This window comes from Shewanella sp. MM_2022_3 (assembly GCF_022557375.1).
Classification (GTDB): Bacteria; Pseudomonadota; Gammaproteobacteria; order Enterobacterales; family Shewanellaceae; genus Shewanella; species Shewanella xiamenensis.
The window spans coordinates 39,925-61,041 of sequence record NZ_JAKZGV010000023.1 but is presented as its reverse complement, the minus strand read 5'-3'; the positions used below and the strand labels follow the sequence as shown (position 1 = coordinate 61,041).

Sequence of the window (21,117 nt, the reverse complement as noted above, 5' to 3'; positions counted from 1 at the left end):
CTCTGGATCCATCATCTTCATCATAATCGCCTCGAATATTTAGCCCTAGACGATCTGATCACAATGCGGGGAATGAGTTCAAAAAAAATCCCTGAGCATTGTTCAGGGATTTGTGTATGAGAGACAGCCCTAGGGTGCGTTTTTTGTTTCGCGCAAAGCGATTATGACAGACGGTCAAGCACCGCTTGAGTGAAGTCAGTCGTACCGTGGGTGCCGCCTAAATCGCGAGTCGTACGGTCGCCTTCTTCAATCACTGCCGATACGGCTTTACGGATCATGTCGGCTTTATCAGCCATGCCTAAGTATTCCAGCATTTGGATAGAGGCTAAGATCACTGAGGTTGGGTTAGCGAGGTTTTTACCTGCGATATCTGGCGCGCTGCCGTGAACCGCTTCGAAAATCGCTGCATCACGGCCAATGTTGGCGCCGGGTGCCATACCTAAACCACCGACTAAACCGGCACACAGATCCGACAGAATGTCACCAAACAGGTTGGTGGTTACGATGACGTCGAAGTTTTCTGGGTTCATCACTAACTTCATGCAAGTCGCATCGACGATCATTTCTTCGGTTTTGATGTCTGGGTATCGTAGGCTCACTTCGCGGGCCACTTTCAGGAACAGACCTGAAGTTGACTTCATGATGTTTGCTTTGTGCACGATAGTGACTTTCTTGCGGTTTTCTTTACGGGCCAGTTCGTAAGCGAAGGTCGCGATTTGCTCAGCGCCTTGGCGAGTGACGATACTGGTCGCTTCTGCGGTGCTGCCGTCTTCAGAAACCTTTTGACCGTGGCCTGAGTACATGCCTTCGGTGTTTTCACGCACTGTGATGATATCAATGTTTTCATAACGGGCTTGAGTGCCTTTGAAAGACAACACTGGGCGCACGTTCGCGTACAGGCCGAATTTCTTACGTAATGTCACGTTGATAGAGGTAAAACCTTCGCCTACAGGCGTAGTTAGCGGGCCTTTCAGGGTGATACGGTTTTTTTCGATCAGTTCTAAAGTACGCTGCGGAAGTAGTTCGCCTTGCTTCTCGAGAGCGGTTAAGCCTGCATCGGCAAATTCATATTCAAAATCACAACCAGCTTTATCAAGAATTTTTAAGGCTGAATCAATAATACTTGGGCCAATTCCATCACCTGGAATTACGGTTATCGTTCTTTTTGACATGGAGAAGTCCTTCCACGGTTCGTCGTTACTGCAATTGTCCGACCCGGGATCAGCCGGGTAACATGACTATGAATTTGGTATTTTTTCTCCCTATTATTTTAACCGTGTTTGGTCAAACTTCACAGGAATTAGTGAGCAATATCACGATTTTTTATTGGGTAAAACTTGTAAAAATACTGGGTTATAACGATGATGGAGAGCCAATGGTTAAAAAAGTCTACTTTAGTCTAACAACTACATAAAAGAGGAAGACATTGAAGTTATTACCTATCACATCGCTAGTGCTGTTATCCCTCGGAATATTGCCGCATGCCCATGCTGAAACTAGCACTAAACCGCTTACCCTAAACGACATCATGCATTTTGAGTCCCTCGAAAAGCCCGTTATCGCTGACAATGGTCAAGTGCTAGCGGTAGAGGTGGCGCCGGATCGTGGCGATAGCCATGGTTTAATTAAAAATCTGCAATCAGGAAAAGACTTTCAGATTGAAGGCGGCTCAGATCCTATCGTGAGTCACACTGGCCGTTATGTGGCGATGGCGGTTAAGCCTAGTTTGCTTAAAGTTGAAACCAGCGATGCTAAAGCTAAGAAAAAGCTTAAGGCCGATATGGTGTTGCTCGATACCCAAACGGGCACGCAAACCAAATTTGAACGGGTAAAAGAATTTGTCTTTAGCGACGATGGCGCGCATTTAGCCATTTGGTTTGAAGCCGACGAAGAGGCCAAGAAAGACACCAAAGAGAAAACCGAAGGCACTGATGATAAGCCCAAAGCCGAAAAGGTGAAGATTGATAAGTTCGACCAAGGCCGTCGTTTTAGCTTAGTGAATCTATCTTCGCCTTCGCAGCGGGTGGATCTGGAGCATGTGACCGCCTATCAGTTTGATAAAGACAGTCGCCGCTTGGCCGTCGCGGTTAATGATATCGAAGCAAAGCAACATCAATTGCAACTAATTGATTTGAAAAACTACAAAAAATCAACGGCATTTGAGTCTCAAACCCAACAAATCGGTGCGGTTTCACTGTCGAAAAATGGTCGCTGGCTGGCCTTTACTCAAGGAGATGCGAGTGAATTACCCTATGGCCGCAGCTATCAGCTAAGCCTAGTCGATATCGCTTCGGGCAAAATTCGCCCTGTGCCAAACACCAAAGAGTGGACGTTAAACCGTTACGCCAGTTTAAACTTCTCGCTAGACAGTGAGCGACTCTTCTTTGGCCGCGTGCCCGAGGTGAGCCAGCAGCTTAGCTTGAAGAAAATAGCTGAAGAAAAAGATCTTTATGATAAAGAGATTGTGACTGGCCAGCGCGGGCTTAAAGTCTGGCATGGGGACGATTCGCGGATTAAACCCCATGAAATTAAGCAATATGAGGCAGAGCAAAAGCGTACTTATTTAGCGGTACTGCATTTAGGCTCTAACAATGTGGTGCAGCTTGGCGATAAAACGGTGCCGGATGTCACCCTGTCACAGCATAAGCGTTTTATGCTGGCAAGCTCTGACTTACCCTATCGCAAGATGATCACTTGGGCTGGGTTCTATCAAGATTATTATTTGGTGGATATCAATACGGGTCGCAAGTTGCCGCTGTTAACCCAACAACCCAGTGATGCTGAGCCAAGCTTATCGGGCGACGGTAAATATGTGGCCTATTATCAGCAAGGTCATGTGTATTTATACGATATTGCCGAAGGTCGCCGCACTAATCTGACCCAGTCTTTAAAGGTGAGTTTTGCCGATGAAGATCATGATTCTCCCTCCAATGCGCCGGGTTATGGTTTTGGCCCTTGGCTTAAGGACGATGCCGGCTTCCTCGTCTACGATAAATTCGATGTGTGGCAGTTTAACACCGCATCGAAAACGGGCTTTGCCTTAACAGCAGGGCAGGGACGCGCTCAAAAAATTCAATATCGTGTTGAAGGCTTAGTTGATAATCCCGATGAGCCAACGACGCTTGCCTACAACGCTACTGTGCTGCTGCATGGTTACAGCGACAAGACTAAGGCCGATGGTTTTTATCAAGCGACCCTTGGCGAAGCGGGCGTTAAGACCCTGATGGAAGGCGAGTATAAATTAACTGTGCTTGGGCGCAGTAAAGATGCCGATACCTTGGTATTTTCTAAGGAGCGATTTGATCTCTTCCCCGATTTATACACCGCAAGCTATCAAGCGCCACAACAAGCAGTGAAGCAAACCGATTTTGATAAGCAGCGCCAAGCTTTTAATTGGAGCCAAGCTGAATTAGTGCATTGGATCAATGGTGATGGTAAACCCCTCGATGGTGTGTTGATAAAACCGACCAACTATCAAGCGGGCGAGCGTTATCCTGTGCTGGTGTACTACTATGAATTGATGACCGACAGACTGCATGCCTTTCCGCAAATGAAGGTTAACCACAGACCTAACTTCGCTTGGTATGTGAATAACGGTTATGCGGTATTTTTGCCGGATATTCGTTTCGATATTGGTTATCCCGGTGCCAGCTCAGTACAAACATTGACCTCGGGCGTGCAAAAGCTTATCGATATGGGCGTTGCCGATGCTAACGCCATTGGTTTACAAGGACATTCTTGGAGTGGTTATCAAACGGCCTTTGCCATCACCCAAACTAAGATGTTTAAAGCCGCGGTGGCGGGGGCGCCAGTGGCGAATATGACCAGCGCCTACAGCGGTATTCGCCATGGCACCGGCATTGCACGCCAATTCCAATACGAAACAGGCCAAAGCCGCATAGGTGCAAGTTTATTTGCAGCGCCACAAAAATACATTGAGAACTCGCCCGTGTTTTATGCCGATCGCATTAAAACACCATTGATGATCATGTTTGGCGATAAAGACGATGCAGTGCCTTGGGAGCAGGGTGTTGAAATGTACTTGGCGATGCGCCGTGCGGGTAAAGATGTGGTGTTTTTACAATATGAAGATGAGCCACATCATCTGAAGAAATACCCTAATAAGCTCGATTACAGCATTCGGATGATGGAATACTTCGACCATTATCTTAAAGGCAAACCCGCGCCAGCCTGGTTAAGCCAAGGCGAAGCCTATGTCGAATATAAAGCCGATGATGAGTAATCGTCTGTTTTAGGTTTATCTATAAGCAAACGCCACCGTAAGGTGGCGTTTTTTATGGCAAAAACGGCGCGAGCTAGCTCATTGAAGTAGTCCTTTTATCCCCTTGGAATTACCATGGCTCACCTGTTTAGCATTAGCGTAGTCTGTATGTTTTAAAGAAATATGTGTCTCGCTTTGGGACAAAAGCGATTAATCTTTTTATCTATTTATGGAGTTTATTGTCATTGTTTCCCCAGTGACTCGCCGTGAATATATCCCTATAGGCTCGACGGCGACATCCATGTCGCCAACGGTCACTGGTACCCCAATGCCAATTTTAACTACCCATTTGCGATATGGACGTAAAAAGCAAAGGGACAAAACCTTGCTAGATTATTCACCCTTCTTAGCCTGATTCGGATTAGCTCTTCTAATAGCAATGCTTCGTTTGGCAACAAACCAACCAATACTCAATATCTCCAGTCGGAATACGCATAACAGGGGCATGAATCAGTTCTCTGGAGATTTGATTAAAAAACCGTCCCAGAATAGCCGCAAACGGGGGATTGGGACGGGGTTTAGCGGCTCGCGTGAATCAGTCTGGTGTAGAGTGATTCACGGGCTCAGTTTTGGAACAGAATGAATTAAGCAAAGTAATCCAATTTAGGAATAAATTCACATGTGATATCGCATTGATGTGCGTAACCTTCCAATTCACAATTTCAGCGCGTTCTTTGAATCTTCGCCATCGTATCAACGAACTTTTCTGGGCACTCAAGCATCGGAGTGTGAGATACACCTTTTAACTCTATCAACTTGAGTGACTTAAATGCTGACTTGAAGCATTGCCATGTATGCAACGGTGCAATACTGAAATCTAATGAGCCATTAATCACTGTCAAGTTTAGGTTATTTGACAATATAGTTAGGTCTATATCGCGAAATAGTTCACCCCATAGTTTATCAAGTAATACCGTATTAGTTTCTACTCCCATCCAAAGTTCCAATTCATCAAATTTTGGATCAGCCCATCTCATAGGACCTAATCTTCGACAAATATGAACAAACTTTCGTTCAGGTTCATTAGTAATGTCGCTCTCAAGCATTGCCATATTTTTTTCTAGTAACTTCCGTCGCTCTTCAGATGCATTTTGGGACCAATGGGCGAACTGTTTTTCTTGCATGCCCCTCGATAAACTTGGTGCAGCACCAACTACAATGACTTTATCAATAATAAGGCTTGTCTGGTTTGCAAAGTGAATAGCCATATACGCATGTCCTGAATGTCCGAACACAGAGGCACTCTTGATATTGAGATGCTGACAGATATGCTCAATGTCGCTAGAAATTACCTCCAAATTTATAGGGCTATCAACACCATCATGTAAGGCAAAACCTCGGTGGTCTAGATACAGACAGGTAAAATGATTGTGTAATGTCTGTGGCATAACTTTCTTGTAATAGTCGACACAACCAATCACAAGTAGGTTTGGGCCTTGACCAAACTGCTCTACCTTGAGTTGATAGCCATCACGTTCAAAAATCATTTGATTTGTATTATTCATATTTATTTGTCTCGCTAAGTCTTTATTACTATACCCCATGAATTATCCAGATAAATAGCTTAATATTGGATTAAGAAATTGAATTTATGGGATAATGAAAATGGATCGAATAGACAACGCTTGGCTATACTCGTTTATTTCTGTGTACGAACAGAGCAGTTTTACCAAGGCATCTGAGCGTTTACTCATTCCAAGTTCAACAGTCAGTAGGCATGTGCAATTACTTGAAACTGAAATTGGCAATAAGCTGTTTTATCGAACAACACGGAAAGTCACTCCAACGCCGAATGGTGAAATGCTTTACCGTGAGATCCAAGCTCCTCTTCGCCAGTTAAATCATGCATTGCAGAGTATTAGCGCATCGACTCAATTGACAAACGGTAGTATTCGATTAAGCACACCTGACATCCCATTTATCGGCGATATCCTTGCCGACTTTGCTTACCACTATCCTAATATTTCTCTTTTTTGTGAACACAGCACCTCGATGGAGAGTGCACTCAATAATGACCCTGACATTATCATTAGCTTTGAACGAGGTAGACTAGATGAAAGTGATTGGGTGTCTAAGCCTCTATGTGAATGGGAAAGTGTGATTGTTGCTTCCACTGCTTGTCTTGAAAGATATGGAACGCCGAAGACCATTGAGGATCTACGAATTATTCCATGCATATCGAGCTACAAGGCCTTTGGTGGCAATCCTTGGATATTCCAAACGTCAGATAAACGCAGTACGCAATCATTAGAAGTAGAATCGAAAGTAAATGTTGATGGTGGTTTCATTGCTAAAGCTTCAGCGATGCGCGGATTAGGTTTCGTTGCGTTACCTAAAGTTTTTTGTACTGAGGAGTTGAATCGAGGTCTGTTGATTGAACAGCATTTAGATTGTCAATTAGCACCGTTAACCATATATATCCATCATCGTTCCATCACCTTTCATACTCATCTTATAATGTTACTGGTGAATTTTATGCGTCAGCAGGTAAATGCATAACTCACTTTGGGCAAAGCTTTGTTAGCCCAAAGCTCATGAAAAATGATCGCGTTCGCGCGTGAATCAGACTAGGCAAGTATGATTCACAGTAACGATTTTTGAACTCCCTCATGGTCAGGTCATACTTTTGGGTATCCATTACTTTATGTATCTCTAACTATCAGACCAAGCAAGAGCTAGCCTTCTCGCCGTGGCAAGCTTTGGGGCAAAAGTTATCTGCTAATAAAAGTAGCGTCTACAGCAAATCAAATTGAAAACTAACCACATCAACAGTTTCACGACTCCTTTAATGAACTAAATAGCTGTTCCGAATAGTAGATCACTGCACTCGTAAGGTTTCTATAAGGGATACGGAACATGCATCGTGCGCTGAGTCTTGTTACTTCAGGCTTTGGTGCCAGATTACACGCATGCCTTACGCCACATGGATTCCGGCAGAATGTAGCACTATTAGGATCAGTTATTTAGAGTACTATTAGACAAAGTAACAAAATGAATAAAAGGCTAGCGATGGGATCCATAGCTAGCCTTAGATAACAAACACCACCTTCCTTAGGCTATTGTTTGCGCACTAGTTTATCCGCGAGATAATCAGCTAATTCAGAAAGAGGGACGTGAGTAATAACGTTATCTTTACGGCACTTAACTGAAACCCTATGTTCAGCCTCCTCCTTATCCCCAACCGTTAAGATATAAGGCACTTTTTGTTTGTGAAACCGTTTCATTTTGCGAGCAACTGAGTTTTGGCTGATATCAACCAGCACTCGCATCTCTCGTGCTAAACATAGTTCGACTAACTGACGGACAAATTGGCTGTTTGACTCATTTACTGAGGCAATAGCAACAGGTACAGGATGCAACCAATCCGGCAGGTTACCCTGTGAGACTTCCAAGAGAATCCCTAGCCAACGCTCGATAGAGCCATACATAGCTTGGTGCATAATCACTGGCCGTTCGCATTCCCCTTGTTCATTGATGTAGTGAACATCGAATCTTTCAGACAAATTAAAATCAAACTGGATAGTGCCACACTGCCAGCGTCTTCCCATAGGATCTGTCAGTGACAGTTCAATTTTAGGACCATAGAAAGCCCCTTCACCAGCTTGATACTCGGCATCGAAACCCTCAATCTGACAGGCTGAATCCAATAGCTTTTGTGCTCGGCACCATTGCTCATCGCTGCCTAATGCCTTCTCAGGTTTAGTCGATATTTTTACGTCTAAATTATGGTAGCCGTAATCAGCATAAACCTGTTTTGCCCGTTGAAGAAAACCACGTATCTCCTCCTCTGCCTGAGACCAACAGCAAAAAACATGGGCATCATCCTGAGTGAACTGGCGTGCGCGCAGGCAACCATTTAACGAGCCAGAGGATTCATTACGGTGCACCAAGCCAAACTCAAATAGTCGCAGTGGCAAATCTCTATGGCTATGTACTCCGCGCTTAAACAGCAAAATATGGGCAGGACAAGACATGGGCTTTAACACATATTCATCGATGTTTTCCTTTCCGCCACCGAAAAACATGTTCTCTGCAAACATGTCCATATGCCCAGACGTTTGCCATAACGCCTTCTTCATAAAAACAGGCGTGTTCACCTCCTCAAAACCATTGCGGCGATACACGCGCCTCATGTGCTCTTGAATATCTCGGAATAATGCCCAGCCATTTGGGTGCCAAAAAATCATGCCTGGTGCCTGTGGTTCGGAGTGAAACAGGTCAAGTTGTTCTGCAATTTCGCGATGTGTTTTCATCATTCTCTCCTGAGTTAAATCTGAGCGAAATACAAAACCAAGGTATAAAAAAACCCTCTGGCGATATCGCTCAGAGGGTTTTTTTAAAGACGCAAAAAACTACCCCCCGAGAATTCTCGTGGTGGTAGTGGTGGTGTTAATTGCGCTTGCGTATATTTTGTTCATGCGCCAGTAATAACAAATCATCGCTATCGCGGCAAGCATTTTGTTTAGAAATACAGAGTATCGCGTTAGCTTCTAGTCACTGCCTCCCATAAAACATAGAGGCATAGCACATCAAGCCATTCTGCTAAGTCATCAGGCATTGGGGCCGTTGGATCACTTTTTAGAGCAATGTATTGAGTTTCGAGTTCGTCATGTCGAGTCGCAAATGAACCTGAATACTATGTGGATCATTACTAAAATTAGGTCAACCCCACAGCACCGAACAGTACAACTTGAGTCGCAGATAAATTGAAAAGGGGCAATTGCTTTTTAGCTGAACGACCGCTAGAGGGATAGTTAGGATTGGCATTGTTGTACCTGTGACCTTTTAAAACATCTAGGTTTTAGTAGAGCCCTTATGGATGCTTCTTGTGAAATAACAGGGTGGCGTGTCACAGGGGAAAATGACGCACACCTGACGATAAAGTTCTCTCGCTTTCAAGCTGTTCTGTAACATAAATGGCAATGTATTGATTTACATTGCCATTTTTGGAAATAGCTTAATAAGCTTTTGATATTTAGCTTAGGGATGATGGTGATATCAGAGCAAAATCAATTTTTGCTTGAGCTTTCGACCTCTTTGGCGGTGCGTCTAACAATATCTGTGCCGGCTTCGAGATACTGTTTATAGGTATCATCGCCCCAGGCCACGAGTTTATTGTCTTTAAAAATCAGCGGGGTGCATTCTTCTTTGCTGGTCACGCCATCGGATTTTTCATGGTGAGTACGATAAAAGAGCACTTGTAGCTGGCTATCCTTAAGGGATTTGGCCTCTGTAAAATCGGCCTTACCAAATAGGGTTTTGACGGCGGAAATATCTTGCCCGAGTGTTAAATCGTTTAATTTCTGGCTGTTATAGACTTGCCTATCTTCCCAATCCATTTCATCTGGAGTGGGCTCATATACGAGCACCACTACGGCGACGAAGGCGACATAGGCGGCAAATATGCTACCAATAATAACCGAGGTTTTTGATTTCATTGAATCTAATTCCTTTGCATATCCAATGTGTTATTTGGCAAATGAATAAAATACGCCTTTGATGACCTGAGGTAAACGGCTTTATTGCAACTTAGTGTTAACAAGAGGCGCTAGTCGACGGGTGGCGTATGAATAGGGCTATTGACCCGAAAATCTTTTAAGTTGATGTTTAAGGGTAAATCGGTTTGTAGTTGGGCTAACTTATAACTGAGGCGTGCTATATCTCGGCCTTCTGCCAATTTTTTTGCTTGTTTGGCGCCGAGATTGGACAAAGAGGAAAACAGTGTCGCTAAGGTTCTAAAGGTTCGGAGTAACTCGGCGGCCGATTTAGGGCCAATACCTGCGATACCGGGGATTTTATTGCCGCTATCACCAGCCAGTGCCATTAAATCGAGAAATTGGTTGCGATCGACTCCCAGTTTTTGTTCAAGCTCAGCGATGTTGAGATATTGCTGATTAAAGTGATCCCACTGGCTGATCCGCGGATGATTGAGTTGGCTAAAACCTTTATCCGTCGACACAATAATGGCTTCACCTTGGGCTTTGGCGGTTTTCATTGCAAGGGTGGCGATAACATCATCGGCCTCAGCAGCGGCATAAATTGATTGGATTTGTAAACTGTTAAGGTGTTCTTGCAATGCCGTTAAGCCCGCCGCCAGTGGCTCAGGCATAGGTTTACGGCCCTTTTTATAATCAGGGTAGAGCTGTTTACGCCAAGAGATCTCATCCCCATCCCAGACGATAGCGACATGGGTTGGGTGGTGAATGCGCAGCAGTTTAGTGCAGGCGACACTCACACGCTCCGTTAAACTGTCCATATCGTTCTCATCTGGGATCGCCGCATAAATCCGGCGGACTAAGTTGAGACCATCGATAATTAAAAACTTATTCATTGGCGGTTTTTGTTTTACTTCACGATTTGATAGCAGGGAACATAAGCGCTTCCCGGCAGTTTCATCCTATGCTGGGCGACAAAGGCCCCCAGCAAATTATCCATCAACTCCATTAAATGCGGATCCCCTTTAATGTGGAAGGGACCTAATTGCTCAATTTGCTTGATGGTGTCAGATTTTACATTACCCGCTACGATACCCGAAAAGGCTTTGCGCAGGTTGGCTGCAAGCTCCGCTTTGTTGGTTTGAAAATGTAAATTTAAGTTTGCCATTACCTCATGGGTGGGAGTGAAGGGCAGTTGAAATTCTGGCTCAATTTTTAGCCCCCATTGATATTGGTAAGCATCTCCTGTGGCACGGCGATGGTTTTTCACTTGCTCCATGCCTTGCTTCATCACCCGAGCGACTTCGGAAGGATTATCAATAATGATTTGGTATTTTTGTTGCGCTTCAGGCCCTAAGGTTGCAGCGATAAACTCATCAATTTTAATAAAATAATCTGCGCTTTCGCTGGGGCCAGTTAATACCAGTGGGAAGGGCGTTTGTTGGTTTTCTTTATTGAGCAAAATCCCCAGTATATACAGCAGTTCTTCGGCTGTACCCGCACCGCCGGGGAAGATAATAATGCCGTGACCTAAGCGTACAAACGCTTCTAGGCGTTTTTCGATATCGGGCAAGATCACCAACTCGTTAACGATTTGGTTAGGCGGCTCGGCGGCGATAATACTTGGCTCAGTGAGACCAATATAACGAGCATTTTTAATCCGTTGTTTAGAGTGACCAATCGCTGCGCCCTTCATCGGGCCTTCCATTGCGCCAGGGCCGCAACCAGTGCAAATATCTAATTCCCTTAGGCCGAGTTGATAACCGACTTCACGGGTATATTGGTATTCGATGGCATTAATGCTGTGTCCGCCCCAGCAAACCACTACATTAGGATCTTTCATGGGCGCAATGGCGCGGGCATTACGCAAAATATCAAACACGACGTTAGTAATGTGGCTAGCATTTGTTAAATTGATATGTTTTAGGGTGTCGTATTTGTCGCTGATGTAGAGAATATCTCTGAGCACCGAAAATAAATGCTCTTGGATCCCAATGATAATTTGGCCATCAACAAAGGCTTGTTCCGGTGGATTGATAAGCTCGAGCTTAACCCCGCGTTCACGTTGCAGTACATTGATGTCGAAGTCGTGATATTGCTCGAATAGTGCTTTAGAATTGTCGGTCTTTAAACCCGCGGCGAGTACCGCGAGTGAGCAGTTACGATACAGTTGATATAGGGCGCTTTTGGCGCTTTTTTTGAGGCGATCAACTTCAAGTTGTGAAAGCTGATCCATGCTGCCCTTAGGGCTGACTTTTACTATCATTTATCACTCCTTCGTATCGACAGGAGTGATAAGAAGCGACGTATAGTCTGACTTAGTTATACGTCAATCACGACCCTGTCTCTGCTTTCATGTTTTGCTTTGTAGAGTGCTGCATCGGCGCGCTCAAAGGTTTCGTGTATGAGCTCATTGCCCATGACTCGTGCAGCCCCTATAGATACTGTAACTGTAATCCGCTGATTTTTAAATTTAAATGGAATATTTTTTACTTTTTCTCTAACTCTGTTTAAAAGTTGAGCGATATCGTTATCGTCAATATCTGGCAAAATGAGCACAAATTCTTCACCGCCGTAGCGGGCGACAAACTCGGTATCCCGTAAAGAATTTTTTAATGCCATGGCGATGACCTGTAGGGTTTTGTCCCCGGTACTGTGGCCAAAACTGTCATTGATGCTCTTAAAGTGATCGATATCTGCAATCGCAATCCATAGCGGAGATTTATGACGTTGATAATTGCGATACTCAAGCTCCATGCGTTCTTCTAGGGCGGCACGGTTAGGTAATTGAGTTAGGCTGTCCAGCAGATTGAGCTTTTGTTGTTCGAAAAGTCGTTCTTTATAGGTATTGGCCTCGTTGCTCAGCTCGTTAAGCTCTTTGCGCATGGTTTCCATCGATTTACGCAGTAAGGCTTGCTCCCGTTGTTCTAAGGCTTCTTTGCGGGCGAGTGCGGAGCGAATCGAATTGAGCTGTTCGGTTAAACGTGCTTTGAGGTCGACAATATCGTCGGTATCGATAATGGCTTCACCCACATTATCGACTCGAGAATTGATTTCACGATTAAGCTGGGTTTTGAGTTGGAAACTACGCTGGTTGTGATTATAGGATTCACTAACGACTTCCCGCACTGCTGCTAAGGCATCGTTTAAGGCGTAGAGAAATTCCTGAGAGGCGGATTTTTCCCGTGCAATATTATCGAGCAGCAGGGATAAAATCGTTTGATAAGCCTCCAGTAAATTATCGATTTCAATATCGGATGCTAGCATTTCTTTAATGACAAGCACTTGATCGCGTTGATCTTTACGGAATTCAATTTCCGAGATCATTTGTGCCAACTCATGGGCGAGTTGTCTGTGCTTTGGTAACACATCTAACTTTTCAGTTTCATTAAACTGTTGCTGTAGGATTGTGTCGTAGAAGCCGATAATTTGTTTTACTTTAGGAATGTACTCCCACACCGTATGGAACGGTTTAGCGAGATCTTGCTTAAAGTAGTTAATTTCTTTTTTGAGCTTTTCTGGTACAGAGTTAACCCGTTGAATTTGGCGGACGACCTGTGCAAGCCCTGCGCGACTTTCTTCAAGTTGTACCATTACGTGGTGGTATTGGCCTTTTAATAGGCGTTCAACATCGACCAATTCAGGTAGGGCTTCATCGACTCGCTCAAAGGTATTTAAGTTATGGCGAAGTTTGGCAAGCTTATTATCCAATTCTAAGTTTTGACCTTTGCAGGCAAGACTTAAATGACCAATAAATTGGAGTAAAGTTTGTAACTTAGCATTTCTATCTTCATTGACTTCATCGAGGGCAAGTTTTGCCGAATGAAGTTTCTGTTGAAGTAATGCAAGTTGTGTAACAGTCGCGTTGGAATCCTTCATCCGGAGTATTTTCCTAACTCTGCAGGGCTAACAAGCAAGACGTCCTCTGTCCAGATTAGCGTTTAACTCATATGCTTCTAATGTTATAACAATGGTCGTAGAGTGCAAATTGCTTTGCTTGTACGATAGTGATTAATTGTCGATATTGATCAAATATTTTCTAACAAATGCCGATTTTGGTTATTTTCCCAGCAAGGCCATACAATATCTTCCTTTATCGCATTCGTCTCGACTCGGATCAGGCCGCGTTCAATACCTTTCTCTAAGTGCAAAAACAGCGGGTCGGCAAACAGTGTCGGTGGTACAAAATCTAATGCTCTGAGACTCACATAATAGCAAGTGTCATTTGGCAAACTTCGTGCACCAGCGAGCGCCATTTGCACGGTTTCAAACAGCAATTTGGGGGCAATGTTAATCTCCGCTTTGGCAAGCAGGGGCAAATTGATAAAGCCGAGATTGAAACTAGGCGTAAATGCTTGTTTATCGAATTGCTGTTGAAGTTGTGTTAACACTTGCTGTGGTTCTACGGCCTCAGTAAACCTGACCGCAAATAAGCCTTGGCGGATCACATAGACGGGCATAAACAGACTATGGCTAATATGGTTTGTGAGCTGACGGGTCATAGTATTGGCAAAATATTGGCCGTGATTGAGGTCAGTCGATATATGGTCGCGAAATTCAATTAAAGCTAGCGCAGTGGTTTGAGTGCTAGGCGGGTTTAGCGTCAGATCGTTTAATAGTGCAGCATATCCCTTATGATGGGTAAAAGGTTCTTCTAAGCTTAATTGAAGCAGCGATGCGTTTTGCTGTTTGCTCTTGCGTCGTTGATTTAGCAAGAAGATAACTGCTATCACCAACAAGGTTATGATAAGACCACTAAATGCCAGGAATTGATTAGTATCCTTAGCGGTTTGAATGGCATCATTTAACTTGCTTTGAATCATATTGAGTTCTAACTTGAGCTGCTGTTCAGCAAGGACTGAAGCAGTGACGCCAGGATCTTTAGCAGTGTCTTTTAATGAGTTGTTTAACTCAATAATCTTTTTTTGTGTGTTGATCACTTTGGCTTGATCTTGCTGTTTTTCTGCCGAAAGGGCGATTTGTGTCAGTGCTGATTTTTGCTCCTCTGGTAGATTTAAATCTGTCGCCAACGCTAAAGCGTTTTCAGCATGCCCCATCATCAACGGCCAATCTTGCTTACCTTGAGCAATTTCACCAATCAGTAATTCGTTATAGACCAAGTAATGATGGCTTTGTTTTTCAGTGAATATTTTATTAGCCATCAACAAATACTTAAGTGCATTCACATCATCATTAAGATGCGAATAAGCTTGACCTAAATTGTGGAAATTAAGCCCTTGAGCGATGTAATTACCGCGTTTAGCATCGAGTTGCTGAGCATTAAGGTAGTAGTCAATGGCGCGGTTCCAATCCCCTTGCTCACCATACACCATGGCAATAACTGTCATACAGCTGGAAAGATAAGTATCGTTGCCTAGCTTTTTAAATCCTGCTGCGGCTTCGTGGGCATTTTTTAACGCTTCATCCCATTGTTTTAAATCACGATACACCTTAGCGAGTTGTAACTGAAGATGCGTTTTCATTGACGGATAATTGGAGCGATTTGATAGTCGAATCGCTTCACTATAATGTTGCAATGATTTGGTTAGTTGTTGATTTTTATTATAGTAGTGCCCTAGTTTCGATTCGGCAGCCGCGATGAGGTAGTCGTTTCTGAGCTTATAAGCAATATCGCGATAAGTGTGAAAATGCATTAGTGCAGGTACATCTTGGCGAATAACCAAGTGCATGCCACCTAAATGTTCATGGATGGTATGTTTTAGCAGCATAGACTCAATATCAACGCTTTCGCTGATCTGTGTCAGTGCTTCGTTATAAAAAGCGATCGCTTCTTGGTATTTTTGTTCGGTGCGGCCGATATAGCGCCCCTTTAGCATGGCGACGGTGGCTTGCTCGAAGGGCGTTTGCGCTATGCTTGCCAGAAGTTCGATTAAGTTGTTTGCGTCTTGAAAACCCACCTTGGTTTTGACATTGGGTTCCAGATTTAACCGTGCGAGGAGTTGCAGTATGTGCTCAAACTCATCACTGCTGTAGCCCTGTTCTTGGGCTGCTCGTTCGAATTGTTCACGGTTCTTAAAGGTGATAGGAAAAGAAATCGACTGATTAAGCCTGTCATACATTTTTTGTGGCGTTTCACGCAATTCTATTTCTTCAGCCTCAAGATCAACCGCCAATGTTTGAAAAGAAATAGATATTAACAAGGTCACGAAAATAACAATGAGTTTATGCATGTGTAGGTGGCCCTATATTCCCTAAGTCAAGGAACTTATTTTGTTAGCTTTTGTTAGCGCCTAATGAGGATGCTACATCGACTTGTTATACTTGGAAAAAATATAAGAAGCATAATAACAGAAGACGGAAGGAAGTCAGAGTGAAACCCAATAGATTATCTATTTTGGCATTAAGTGTATTAGGGTCGGCTAACGTATTTGCCGATGTGGATTACAAAATTGATTTAAGCCAACCCCAACATCATCTTGCACAGGTGAGTGTAACGTTTCCCGAAGCTAAAGCAGGTGAGTTAACGGTTAATCTTCCTGTGTGGCGTACGGGTAAATACCAAGTGTTACCACTATCTGATGGCGTGCGTTTATTCACGGCAAAAGACAGTAAGGGCAATCCACTCCCATGGAAACGCAGTGCTAGTGGCGAGTGGAAAATAGCCTTAGATAATCCAACCAATGTAACCGTGAGTTATCAACTTTACGCCAATGAATTAGGCCAGCGCGTGCGTCATATTGATTCAAGCCATGCTTATCTCGATGCCAGTGGCGTATTAATGTATAGCCCGCAATTTCGAGAAGACCCAGTAGCAGTACAATTAACCGTGCCCGAAAACTGGCAGAGTTATTCGGGCATGTCGTCAGGCAAAATGGCGCATTCATTTATTGCACCTAATTATGATGTGCTAATTGACTCCCCCATTGAAACAGGGGTGAGTACTCACAAAAAATTTAGTGCTAATGGCAAAGACTATGAATTAGTGTTTTGGGGTGAAGGCAACTACGATGCCGATAAGGTGGTGAAAGACTTAACCGCATTGAGTGGCCAAGCTAAAGCGATCTGGGATGATTATCCTTTTGATCGTTATGTTTATATGGTGCATGCCACCAGCGGTGCGGGCGGCGCGACCGAGCACTTAAACTCGACGGTTATTCAACTGCCGCGGTTTAGTTTTCGCGAGCGTAAGGATTACCTACGCTTTATTAGCACGGCGTCCCATGAGTTTATTCATACTTGGAACGTTAAAGCCTATCGTCCGGCAGGTTTGGTCCCCTACGATTATCAGCATGAAAACATGACCGAACTGTTGTGGATTGCCGAGGGATCAACTAGTTATTTCCAAGGGCAATTGTTGCTGCGCGCAGGAGTGATGACGCCAAAAGAATTTTTAGAAGACTTAGCCAAACGTATCGAAAAAAGCGAGCTGACACCTGGGCGTGAAATTCAATCGGTTGCCGAGGCAAGTTTAGGCGAATGGAGCAGTACGGGCGGCGATTATGCGATTAACCACAGTGTGAATATTTACTCCGAAGGTTATTTAGCCTCACTGGCGCTGGATTTCTCTCTGCTGACGGATTCGAATCTTGCCCATTCTTACCGCGACGTGCATCGTAAACTCTATCAGGATTACCGCGTACCTAAGGGGTACACTGTGGCCGATGTGCAGCAAATTCTGAAGGACTTATCGGGTAAGGACTATGGCCCATGGTGGCAAAGTCATGTGAATAGTCCACTGAGCCTTGAGTTTTCAAGCCTGTTGTCTCAGGCCGGATTAGTGATGTCCTACGGTAAAGACGCTAAAGCTGAGCCTTTCACTGGCATGACCTTAAGCAGCGAATATGGCTCTTTAGTGCTTGCCCAAGTATTGCGTAATAGCCCCGCCTGGCAGGCTGGTATCATGGCGGGAGACGAGATTATCGCGATTAATGGCTTAAAGGTGACCGCTCAAGGATTTGATAAGCGCATCAAAGACTTTAAAGTGGGTGATAAGGTCGAAATCACCTTATTTAACAACGATAAAATTAAGCAAGTGGCGTTAACCTTAGGTGAGAAACAAAGCGGCAAGCTAGTGCTCAAAGGCGATGTGAAGGCGACTAAACAGCAAAAAGCCTTCTTCAAGGCTTGGCTGGGCATCGATTGGCCGTTTGATAATAAGGGTGAGCTGCTGACGAAAAGTTAACTTGTTTGCGATTTGAGTGAGTGGGCTTTAGGTTGGCTTATTCGAATCACTACCAATGTGTTACTTCAGTCATAGAGACTAAAAAGGCGCCGCAGTGAACTGAGTCCAACTGCGGCGCCTTTTACTTTTCTAATATTGGCTAGGAAGGAGCCTTGGCCAAATACGATCAGCGTTTTAAGCGTTAAGCTTGAGTCTCTTCAATGCCACCCAATGCAGAAACCAGGGCATGCATTAGTGCGACTAATTCACTGCCCATTAAGGCAAAGTCAGCATCGAGGCGCGCCATCGGATCTTCATTACCCAACTCATCATTACCCGCTCTAAATTCTTCGGAGAATTTTAAGCGTTTCACACTGGCATCGGATTGCAGCAATAGCGCAATCGATTGGCCAAAGTGCAGGGCGAGCTTATGCACTTCTTTGCCGGTTTCTAGGTGGGCAAGTACTTCGTCTTCTTTTAGATCTTGCTGCTTAAAGCGTACTATGCCGCCTTCATCTGCGGCAGATTTCAGCTCAGCTTCATCTTGCATTTCAAAGGGTAATGGTGCGCTGCCATTTTTAAGCCATTCAGTTAATTGGCTTTCAATCGGTGCTTTAAAGCTTAATGGGATCACTGGTAAGCTACCTAAGGCCTTGCGTAATAAGGCTAATAATTCTTCTGCCTTAGTGGCGCTTGAGCTGTCAACGAGGATCATTTCTAGCTCAGGTAAAATCAGTGCGCGTGTTTGGCTGCGGCGCGAAAAAGCGCGTGGCAATAGGCTAGTGATGATTTCATCTTTTAGCGCATCTTTTTCTTTTTTGGCGAGTTTACGATTTTCTTCGTCTTCAATTTGTGCCACTTTTTCTTCTAATGATTCTTTAATTACTTGACCAGGAAGAATTTTTTCTTCTTTAGTGACACAGATTAGATGACGATTGTTGGCACTGTGCACTAAGGTGCTGCCCTGTTTACCTAAGGCATTGGAAAACCCAAATTTGCTGACGTCTTGGCTGCCGCACGGGGAAAATGTGAAATCGGCAAGTGCGGTTTCAAGTGCTTCTGTCTCGATGGAAAAAGGTTTATTGAAACGATAAAGAGTAAGATTTTTAAACCACATAAGATGCGCTCATTGGAAAAATAAAGTCGCAGTTTACGGCATAGTTGCGGCGGGGTAAACCTACCTGAAATCGTTAAATTTTGCCTTGGTTGCAGAATTCATCAAAATGTAACATTGAGAAAAACTAAGCTATAACCCTTGGTGTTAATGGGTTTCGTCTTTTTTAGGTGGTGCGGTTTTATGGTGGTAGTCCTAAGTTGTCACAATTGAAATAAAACTGAAACAGATTCATTGCAAACTTTCGGTCGTTCCAAACCAATAACCAAGACGAACATAACGTCGAAAGGATTAAATGATGAACGTTTTTTGTAAAACTCTACTTGCTTCTGCGCTAGCTTCTGCAACTCTGGCTTCTGCTTATGCCGCTGAGCCACTGACTGTTTATGGTAAGTTGAATGTTACCGCTCAATCAAACGATGAGAAAGGTGACGCTACAACAACTATTCAAAGTAATGCTTCTCGTTTTGGTGTGAAGGGTGATTTCGAATTATCAAGTTCACTTACTGCTTTTTATACTGTTGAGTATCAAGTAGATACTGGCAATGCATCAAGCGACAACTTTACCGCGCGTAATCAATTTGTTGGTTTAAAAGGCGACTTTGGTTCGTTCTCTGTTGGTCGTAACGATACTTTGCTGAAGATTTCTCAAGGTGATGTTGACCAATTTAACGATCTTTCTGGCGACTTAACAAAATTATTTAAAGGTGAAGTTCGTGCTGCGCAAACGGCAACTTACTTAACCCCTTCCTTTGGTGACTTCGTGTTTGGTGTCACTTATGTTGCGGAAGGTAATGATGTTAAAAGTCAATTTGCTCAAGATGGTTTCAGTGCTGCCGCCATGTATGGTGACGCTAAGTTAAAGAAAACTGCTGTCTATGCAGCCCTTGCGTACGATTCTGATGTGTCTGGATATGAAATCGTGCGTGCTAGCTTACAAGCCAAGTTAGCTGGCATCAAGTTGGGTGGTATGTATCAGCAGCAGGAACAAACGTACAAATACAATGCAACAACGGGCGAACCAGTTGAGGTGTCTGCAGACAGTGCGACTGGCTACCTGTTAAGTGTTGCCTATGATATCAATGCTGTGACATTAAAAGCACAATATCAAGACATGGAAGACTTAGGTGATTCATGGTCAGTGGGTGCGGACTACAGCTTAGGCAAGCCGACTAAAGTGTTTGCTTTCTATACCAACCGCTCTTTAGAAGCGAATACAGATGATGATAAATACATCGCTGTTGGTTTAGAACACAAGTTCTAATCTCAGTATTAAGATTGAATTAAGGAAGCTTCGGCTTCCTTTTTTATTGCGATAAACAAACAGTTATATAAACTTAATATGACAATTATCGCTACTATATAGCTTGTGCGGCACACTTATTCATAAATCTGTAATAAAAATGACTAATAATAGCCGTGTTGACATTCACTGACAGAAAATCACCTATGACTGCAAGGATATTGATAGTAGAAGACGAGTTAGCCATCCGCGAGATGCTGACTTTTGTAATGGAACAGCATGGGTTTACCACCTCTGCGGCAGAAGATTTTGATTCGGCCATTGCGCTGCTAAAGGAGCCTTACCCCGATCTGATTTTGTTGGATTGGATGTTTCCTGGAGGAAGCGGTATCCAATTGGCTAAACGCCTCAAGCAGGATGAGTTTACCCGTCAGATCCCCATTATTATGCTCACCGCCCGTGGAGAAGAGGAAGATAAGGTTAAGGGCCTCGAAGTGGGCGCCGATGACTATATCACTAAACCTTTCTCACCCAAGGAGTTGGTGGCACGTATCAAAGCGGTGCTACGCCGTAGCGCGCCGACCCGTCTTGAAGAAACGATTGACGTACAAGGATTGTTACTCGACCCCGTGAGTCACAGGGTGAGTGTTGGTGATACTGTACTCGATATGGGGCCCACAGAATTTCGATTGTTACACTTTTTTATGACACACCCAGAACGCGTCTATAGCCGCGAACAGCTGCTTGATAATGTGTGGGGCACAAACGTATATGTCGAAGACCGAACCGTAGATGTGCATATTCGCCGCCTACGTAAAGCGGTTGAAGAGTCGGGCCATGATCGTCTCATTCAAACGGTTCGTGGTGCGGGTTATCGTTTCTCAACACGTAGTTAGTGCCAAATAAGAGATAGGCACAGGT

The 21,117-nt window shown here is 44.1% G+C and carries 14 protein-coding genes; 5 read left to right on the top strand and 9 right to left on the bottom strand.

Annotation, left to right across the window (positions count from 1 at the left end; all coding sequences use genetic code 11):
- Nucleotides 1-161: 161 nt before the first annotated feature.
- Complete coding sequence (locus MMG82_RS13050) at nucleotides 162-1,172, bottom strand: isocitrate dehydrogenase (protein ID WP_037425822.1); 1,011 nt, start codon at nucleotides 1,170-1,172, stop codon at nucleotides 162-164.
- Nucleotides 1,173-1,426: 254 nt separating this feature from the next.
- Between MMG82_RS13050 and MMG82_RS13045 the strand changes: the two genes are divergently transcribed.
- The gene (locus MMG82_RS13045) at nucleotides 1,427-4,243 is read left to right on the top strand and encodes a prolyl oligopeptidase family serine peptidase (RefSeq protein ID WP_047533335.1); all 2,817 of its coding nucleotides are present in this window, start codon (nucleotides 1,427-1,429) and stop codon (nucleotides 4,241-4,243) included.
- 701 nt (nucleotides 4,244-4,944) lie between these two features.
- On the opposite strand, the gene MMG82_RS13040 is transcribed toward MMG82_RS13045, so the two are convergent.
- Nucleotides 4,945-5,826: an alpha/beta hydrolase gene (locus tag MMG82_RS13040; protein WP_197062262.1), complete on the bottom strand. Its 882-nt coding sequence runs from the start codon at nucleotides 5,824-5,826 to the stop codon at nucleotides 4,945-4,947.
- A gap of 61 nt (nucleotides 5,827-5,887) precedes the next feature.
- On the opposite strand from MMG82_RS13040, the gene MMG82_RS13035 reads away from it, so the two are divergent.
- A complete protein-coding gene (locus tag MMG82_RS13035; RefSeq protein ID WP_012089968.1) occupies nucleotides 5,888-6,781 on the top strand; it encodes a LysR family transcriptional regulator in 894 nt (297 codons plus the stop codon).
- Between the two features lie 557 nt (nucleotides 6,782-7,338).
- Here the strand turns inward: MMG82_RS13035 and thrS are convergent.
- The 6 genes from thrS to MMG82_RS13005 all read right to left on the bottom strand — a co-directional run bounded on the left by thrS (nucleotide 7,339) and on the right by MMG82_RS13005 (nucleotide 15,908).
- Nucleotides 7,339-8,538: a threonine--tRNA ligase gene (thrS, locus tag MMG82_RS13030; RefSeq protein ID WP_241406944.1), complete on the bottom strand. Its 1,200-nt coding sequence runs from the start codon at nucleotides 8,536-8,538 to the stop codon at nucleotides 7,339-7,341.
- Nucleotides 8,539-9,291: 753 nt separating this feature from the next.
- Nucleotides 9,292-9,720, bottom strand: a complete 429-nt coding sequence (locus MMG82_RS13025) for a DUF3192 domain-containing protein (protein WP_241406943.1) — start codon at nucleotides 9,718-9,720, stop codon at nucleotides 9,292-9,294.
- 110 nt (nucleotides 9,721-9,830) lie between these two features.
- Nucleotides 9,831-10,613: a flap endonuclease Xni gene (gene xni, locus MMG82_RS13020; RefSeq protein ID WP_047538689.1), complete on the bottom strand. Its 783-nt coding sequence runs from the start codon at nucleotides 10,611-10,613 to the stop codon at nucleotides 9,831-9,833.
- 14 nt (nucleotides 10,614-10,627) lie between these two features.
- Entirely contained in the window at nucleotides 10,628-11,983 is a 1,356-nt protein-coding gene (gene ppnN, locus MMG82_RS13015; protein ID WP_241406942.1) for a nucleotide 5'-monophosphate nucleosidase PpnN, read from the bottom strand.
- A 56-nt stretch (nucleotides 11,984-12,039) separates the two neighbouring features.
- Nucleotides 12,040-13,596, bottom strand: coding sequence for a GGDEF domain-containing protein (locus MMG82_RS13010; RefSeq protein ID WP_037416573.1), 1,557 nt, complete (start codon nucleotides 13,594-13,596; stop codon nucleotides 12,040-12,042).
- 149 nt (nucleotides 13,597-13,745) lie between these two features.
- Nucleotides 13,746-15,908, bottom strand: a complete 2,163-nt coding sequence (locus tag MMG82_RS13005) for a tetratricopeptide repeat protein (RefSeq protein ID WP_144375541.1) — start codon at nucleotides 15,906-15,908, stop codon at nucleotides 13,746-13,748.
- Nucleotides 15,909-16,048: 140 nt separating this feature from the next.
- Here MMG82_RS13005 and MMG82_RS13000 point away from each other — a divergent pair, with 140 nt between their 5' ends.
- On the top strand, nucleotides 16,049-17,860 hold the full coding sequence (locus MMG82_RS13000; RefSeq protein WP_047538682.1) for a PDZ domain-containing protein: 1,812 nt from the start codon (nucleotides 16,049-16,051) through the stop codon (nucleotides 17,858-17,860).
- A gap of 181 nt (nucleotides 17,861-18,041) precedes the next feature.
- On the opposite strand, the gene rdgC is transcribed toward MMG82_RS13000, so the two are convergent.
- Nucleotides 18,042-18,956, bottom strand: a complete 915-nt coding sequence (gene rdgC, locus MMG82_RS12995) for a recombination-associated protein RdgC (protein WP_037416582.1) — start codon at nucleotides 18,954-18,956, stop codon at nucleotides 18,042-18,044.
- Nucleotides 18,957-19,248: 292 nt separating this feature from the next.
- On the opposite strand from rdgC, the gene MMG82_RS12990 reads away from it, so the two are divergent.
- Together MMG82_RS12990 and phoB are read left to right on the top strand one after the other, a co-directional pair.
- The gene (locus tag MMG82_RS12990) at nucleotides 19,249-20,217 is read left to right on the top strand and encodes a porin (RefSeq protein WP_172590069.1); all 969 of its coding nucleotides are present in this window, start codon (nucleotides 19,249-19,251) and stop codon (nucleotides 20,215-20,217) included.
- Between the two features lie 185 nt (nucleotides 20,218-20,402).
- Complete coding sequence (phoB, locus tag MMG82_RS12985; protein WP_011071727.1) at nucleotides 20,403-21,092, top strand: phosphate regulon transcriptional regulator PhoB; 690 nt, start codon at nucleotides 20,403-20,405, stop codon at nucleotides 21,090-21,092.
- Nucleotides 21,093-21,117: the final 25 nt, after the last annotated feature.

Excerpts from the sequence above, each read along its gene's own strand:
- MMG82_RS13050 (WP_037425822.1), bottom strand. The coding sequence starts at position 1,172 with ATGTCAAAAAGAACGATAACCGTAATTCCAGGTGATGGAATTGGCCCA.
- MMG82_RS13040 (WP_197062262.1), bottom strand. The coding sequence starts at position 5,826 with ATGGGGTATAGTAATAAAGACTTAGCGAGACAAATAAATATGAATAAT.
- MMG82_RS13035 (WP_012089968.1), top strand. The coding sequence starts at position 5,888 with ATGGATCGAATAGACAACGCTTGGCTATACTCGTTTATTTCTGTGTAC.
- thrS (WP_241406944.1), bottom strand. The coding sequence starts at position 8,538 with ATGATGAAAACACATCGCGAAATTGCAGAACAACTTGACCTGTTTCAC.
- MMG82_RS13025 (WP_241406943.1), bottom strand. The coding sequence starts at position 9,720 with ATGAAATCAAAAACCTCGGTTATTATTGGTAGCATATTTGCCGCCTAT.
- xni (WP_047538689.1), bottom strand. The coding sequence starts at position 10,613 with ATGAATAAGTTTTTAATTATCGATGGTCTCAACTTAGTCCGCCGGATT.
- ppnN (WP_241406942.1), bottom strand. The coding sequence starts at position 11,983 with ATGATAGTAAAAGTCAGCCCTAAGGGCAGCATGGATCAGCTTTCACAA.
- MMG82_RS13010 (WP_037416573.1), bottom strand. The coding sequence starts at position 13,596 with ATGAAGGATTCCAACGCGACTGTTACACAACTTGCATTACTTCAACAG.
- MMG82_RS13005 (WP_144375541.1), bottom strand. The coding sequence starts at position 15,908 with ATGCATAAACTCATTGTTATTTTCGTGACCTTGTTAATATCTATTTCT.
- rdgC (WP_037416582.1), bottom strand. The coding sequence starts at position 18,956 with ATGTGGTTTAAAAATCTTACTCTTTATCGTTTCAATAAACCTTTTTCC.
- MMG82_RS12990 (WP_172590069.1), top strand. The coding sequence starts at position 19,249 with ATGATGAACGTTTTTTGTAAAACTCTACTTGCTTCTGCGCTAGCTTCT.
- phoB (WP_011071727.1), top strand. The coding sequence starts at position 20,403 with ATGACTGCAAGGATATTGATAGTAGAAGACGAGTTAGCCATCCGCGAG.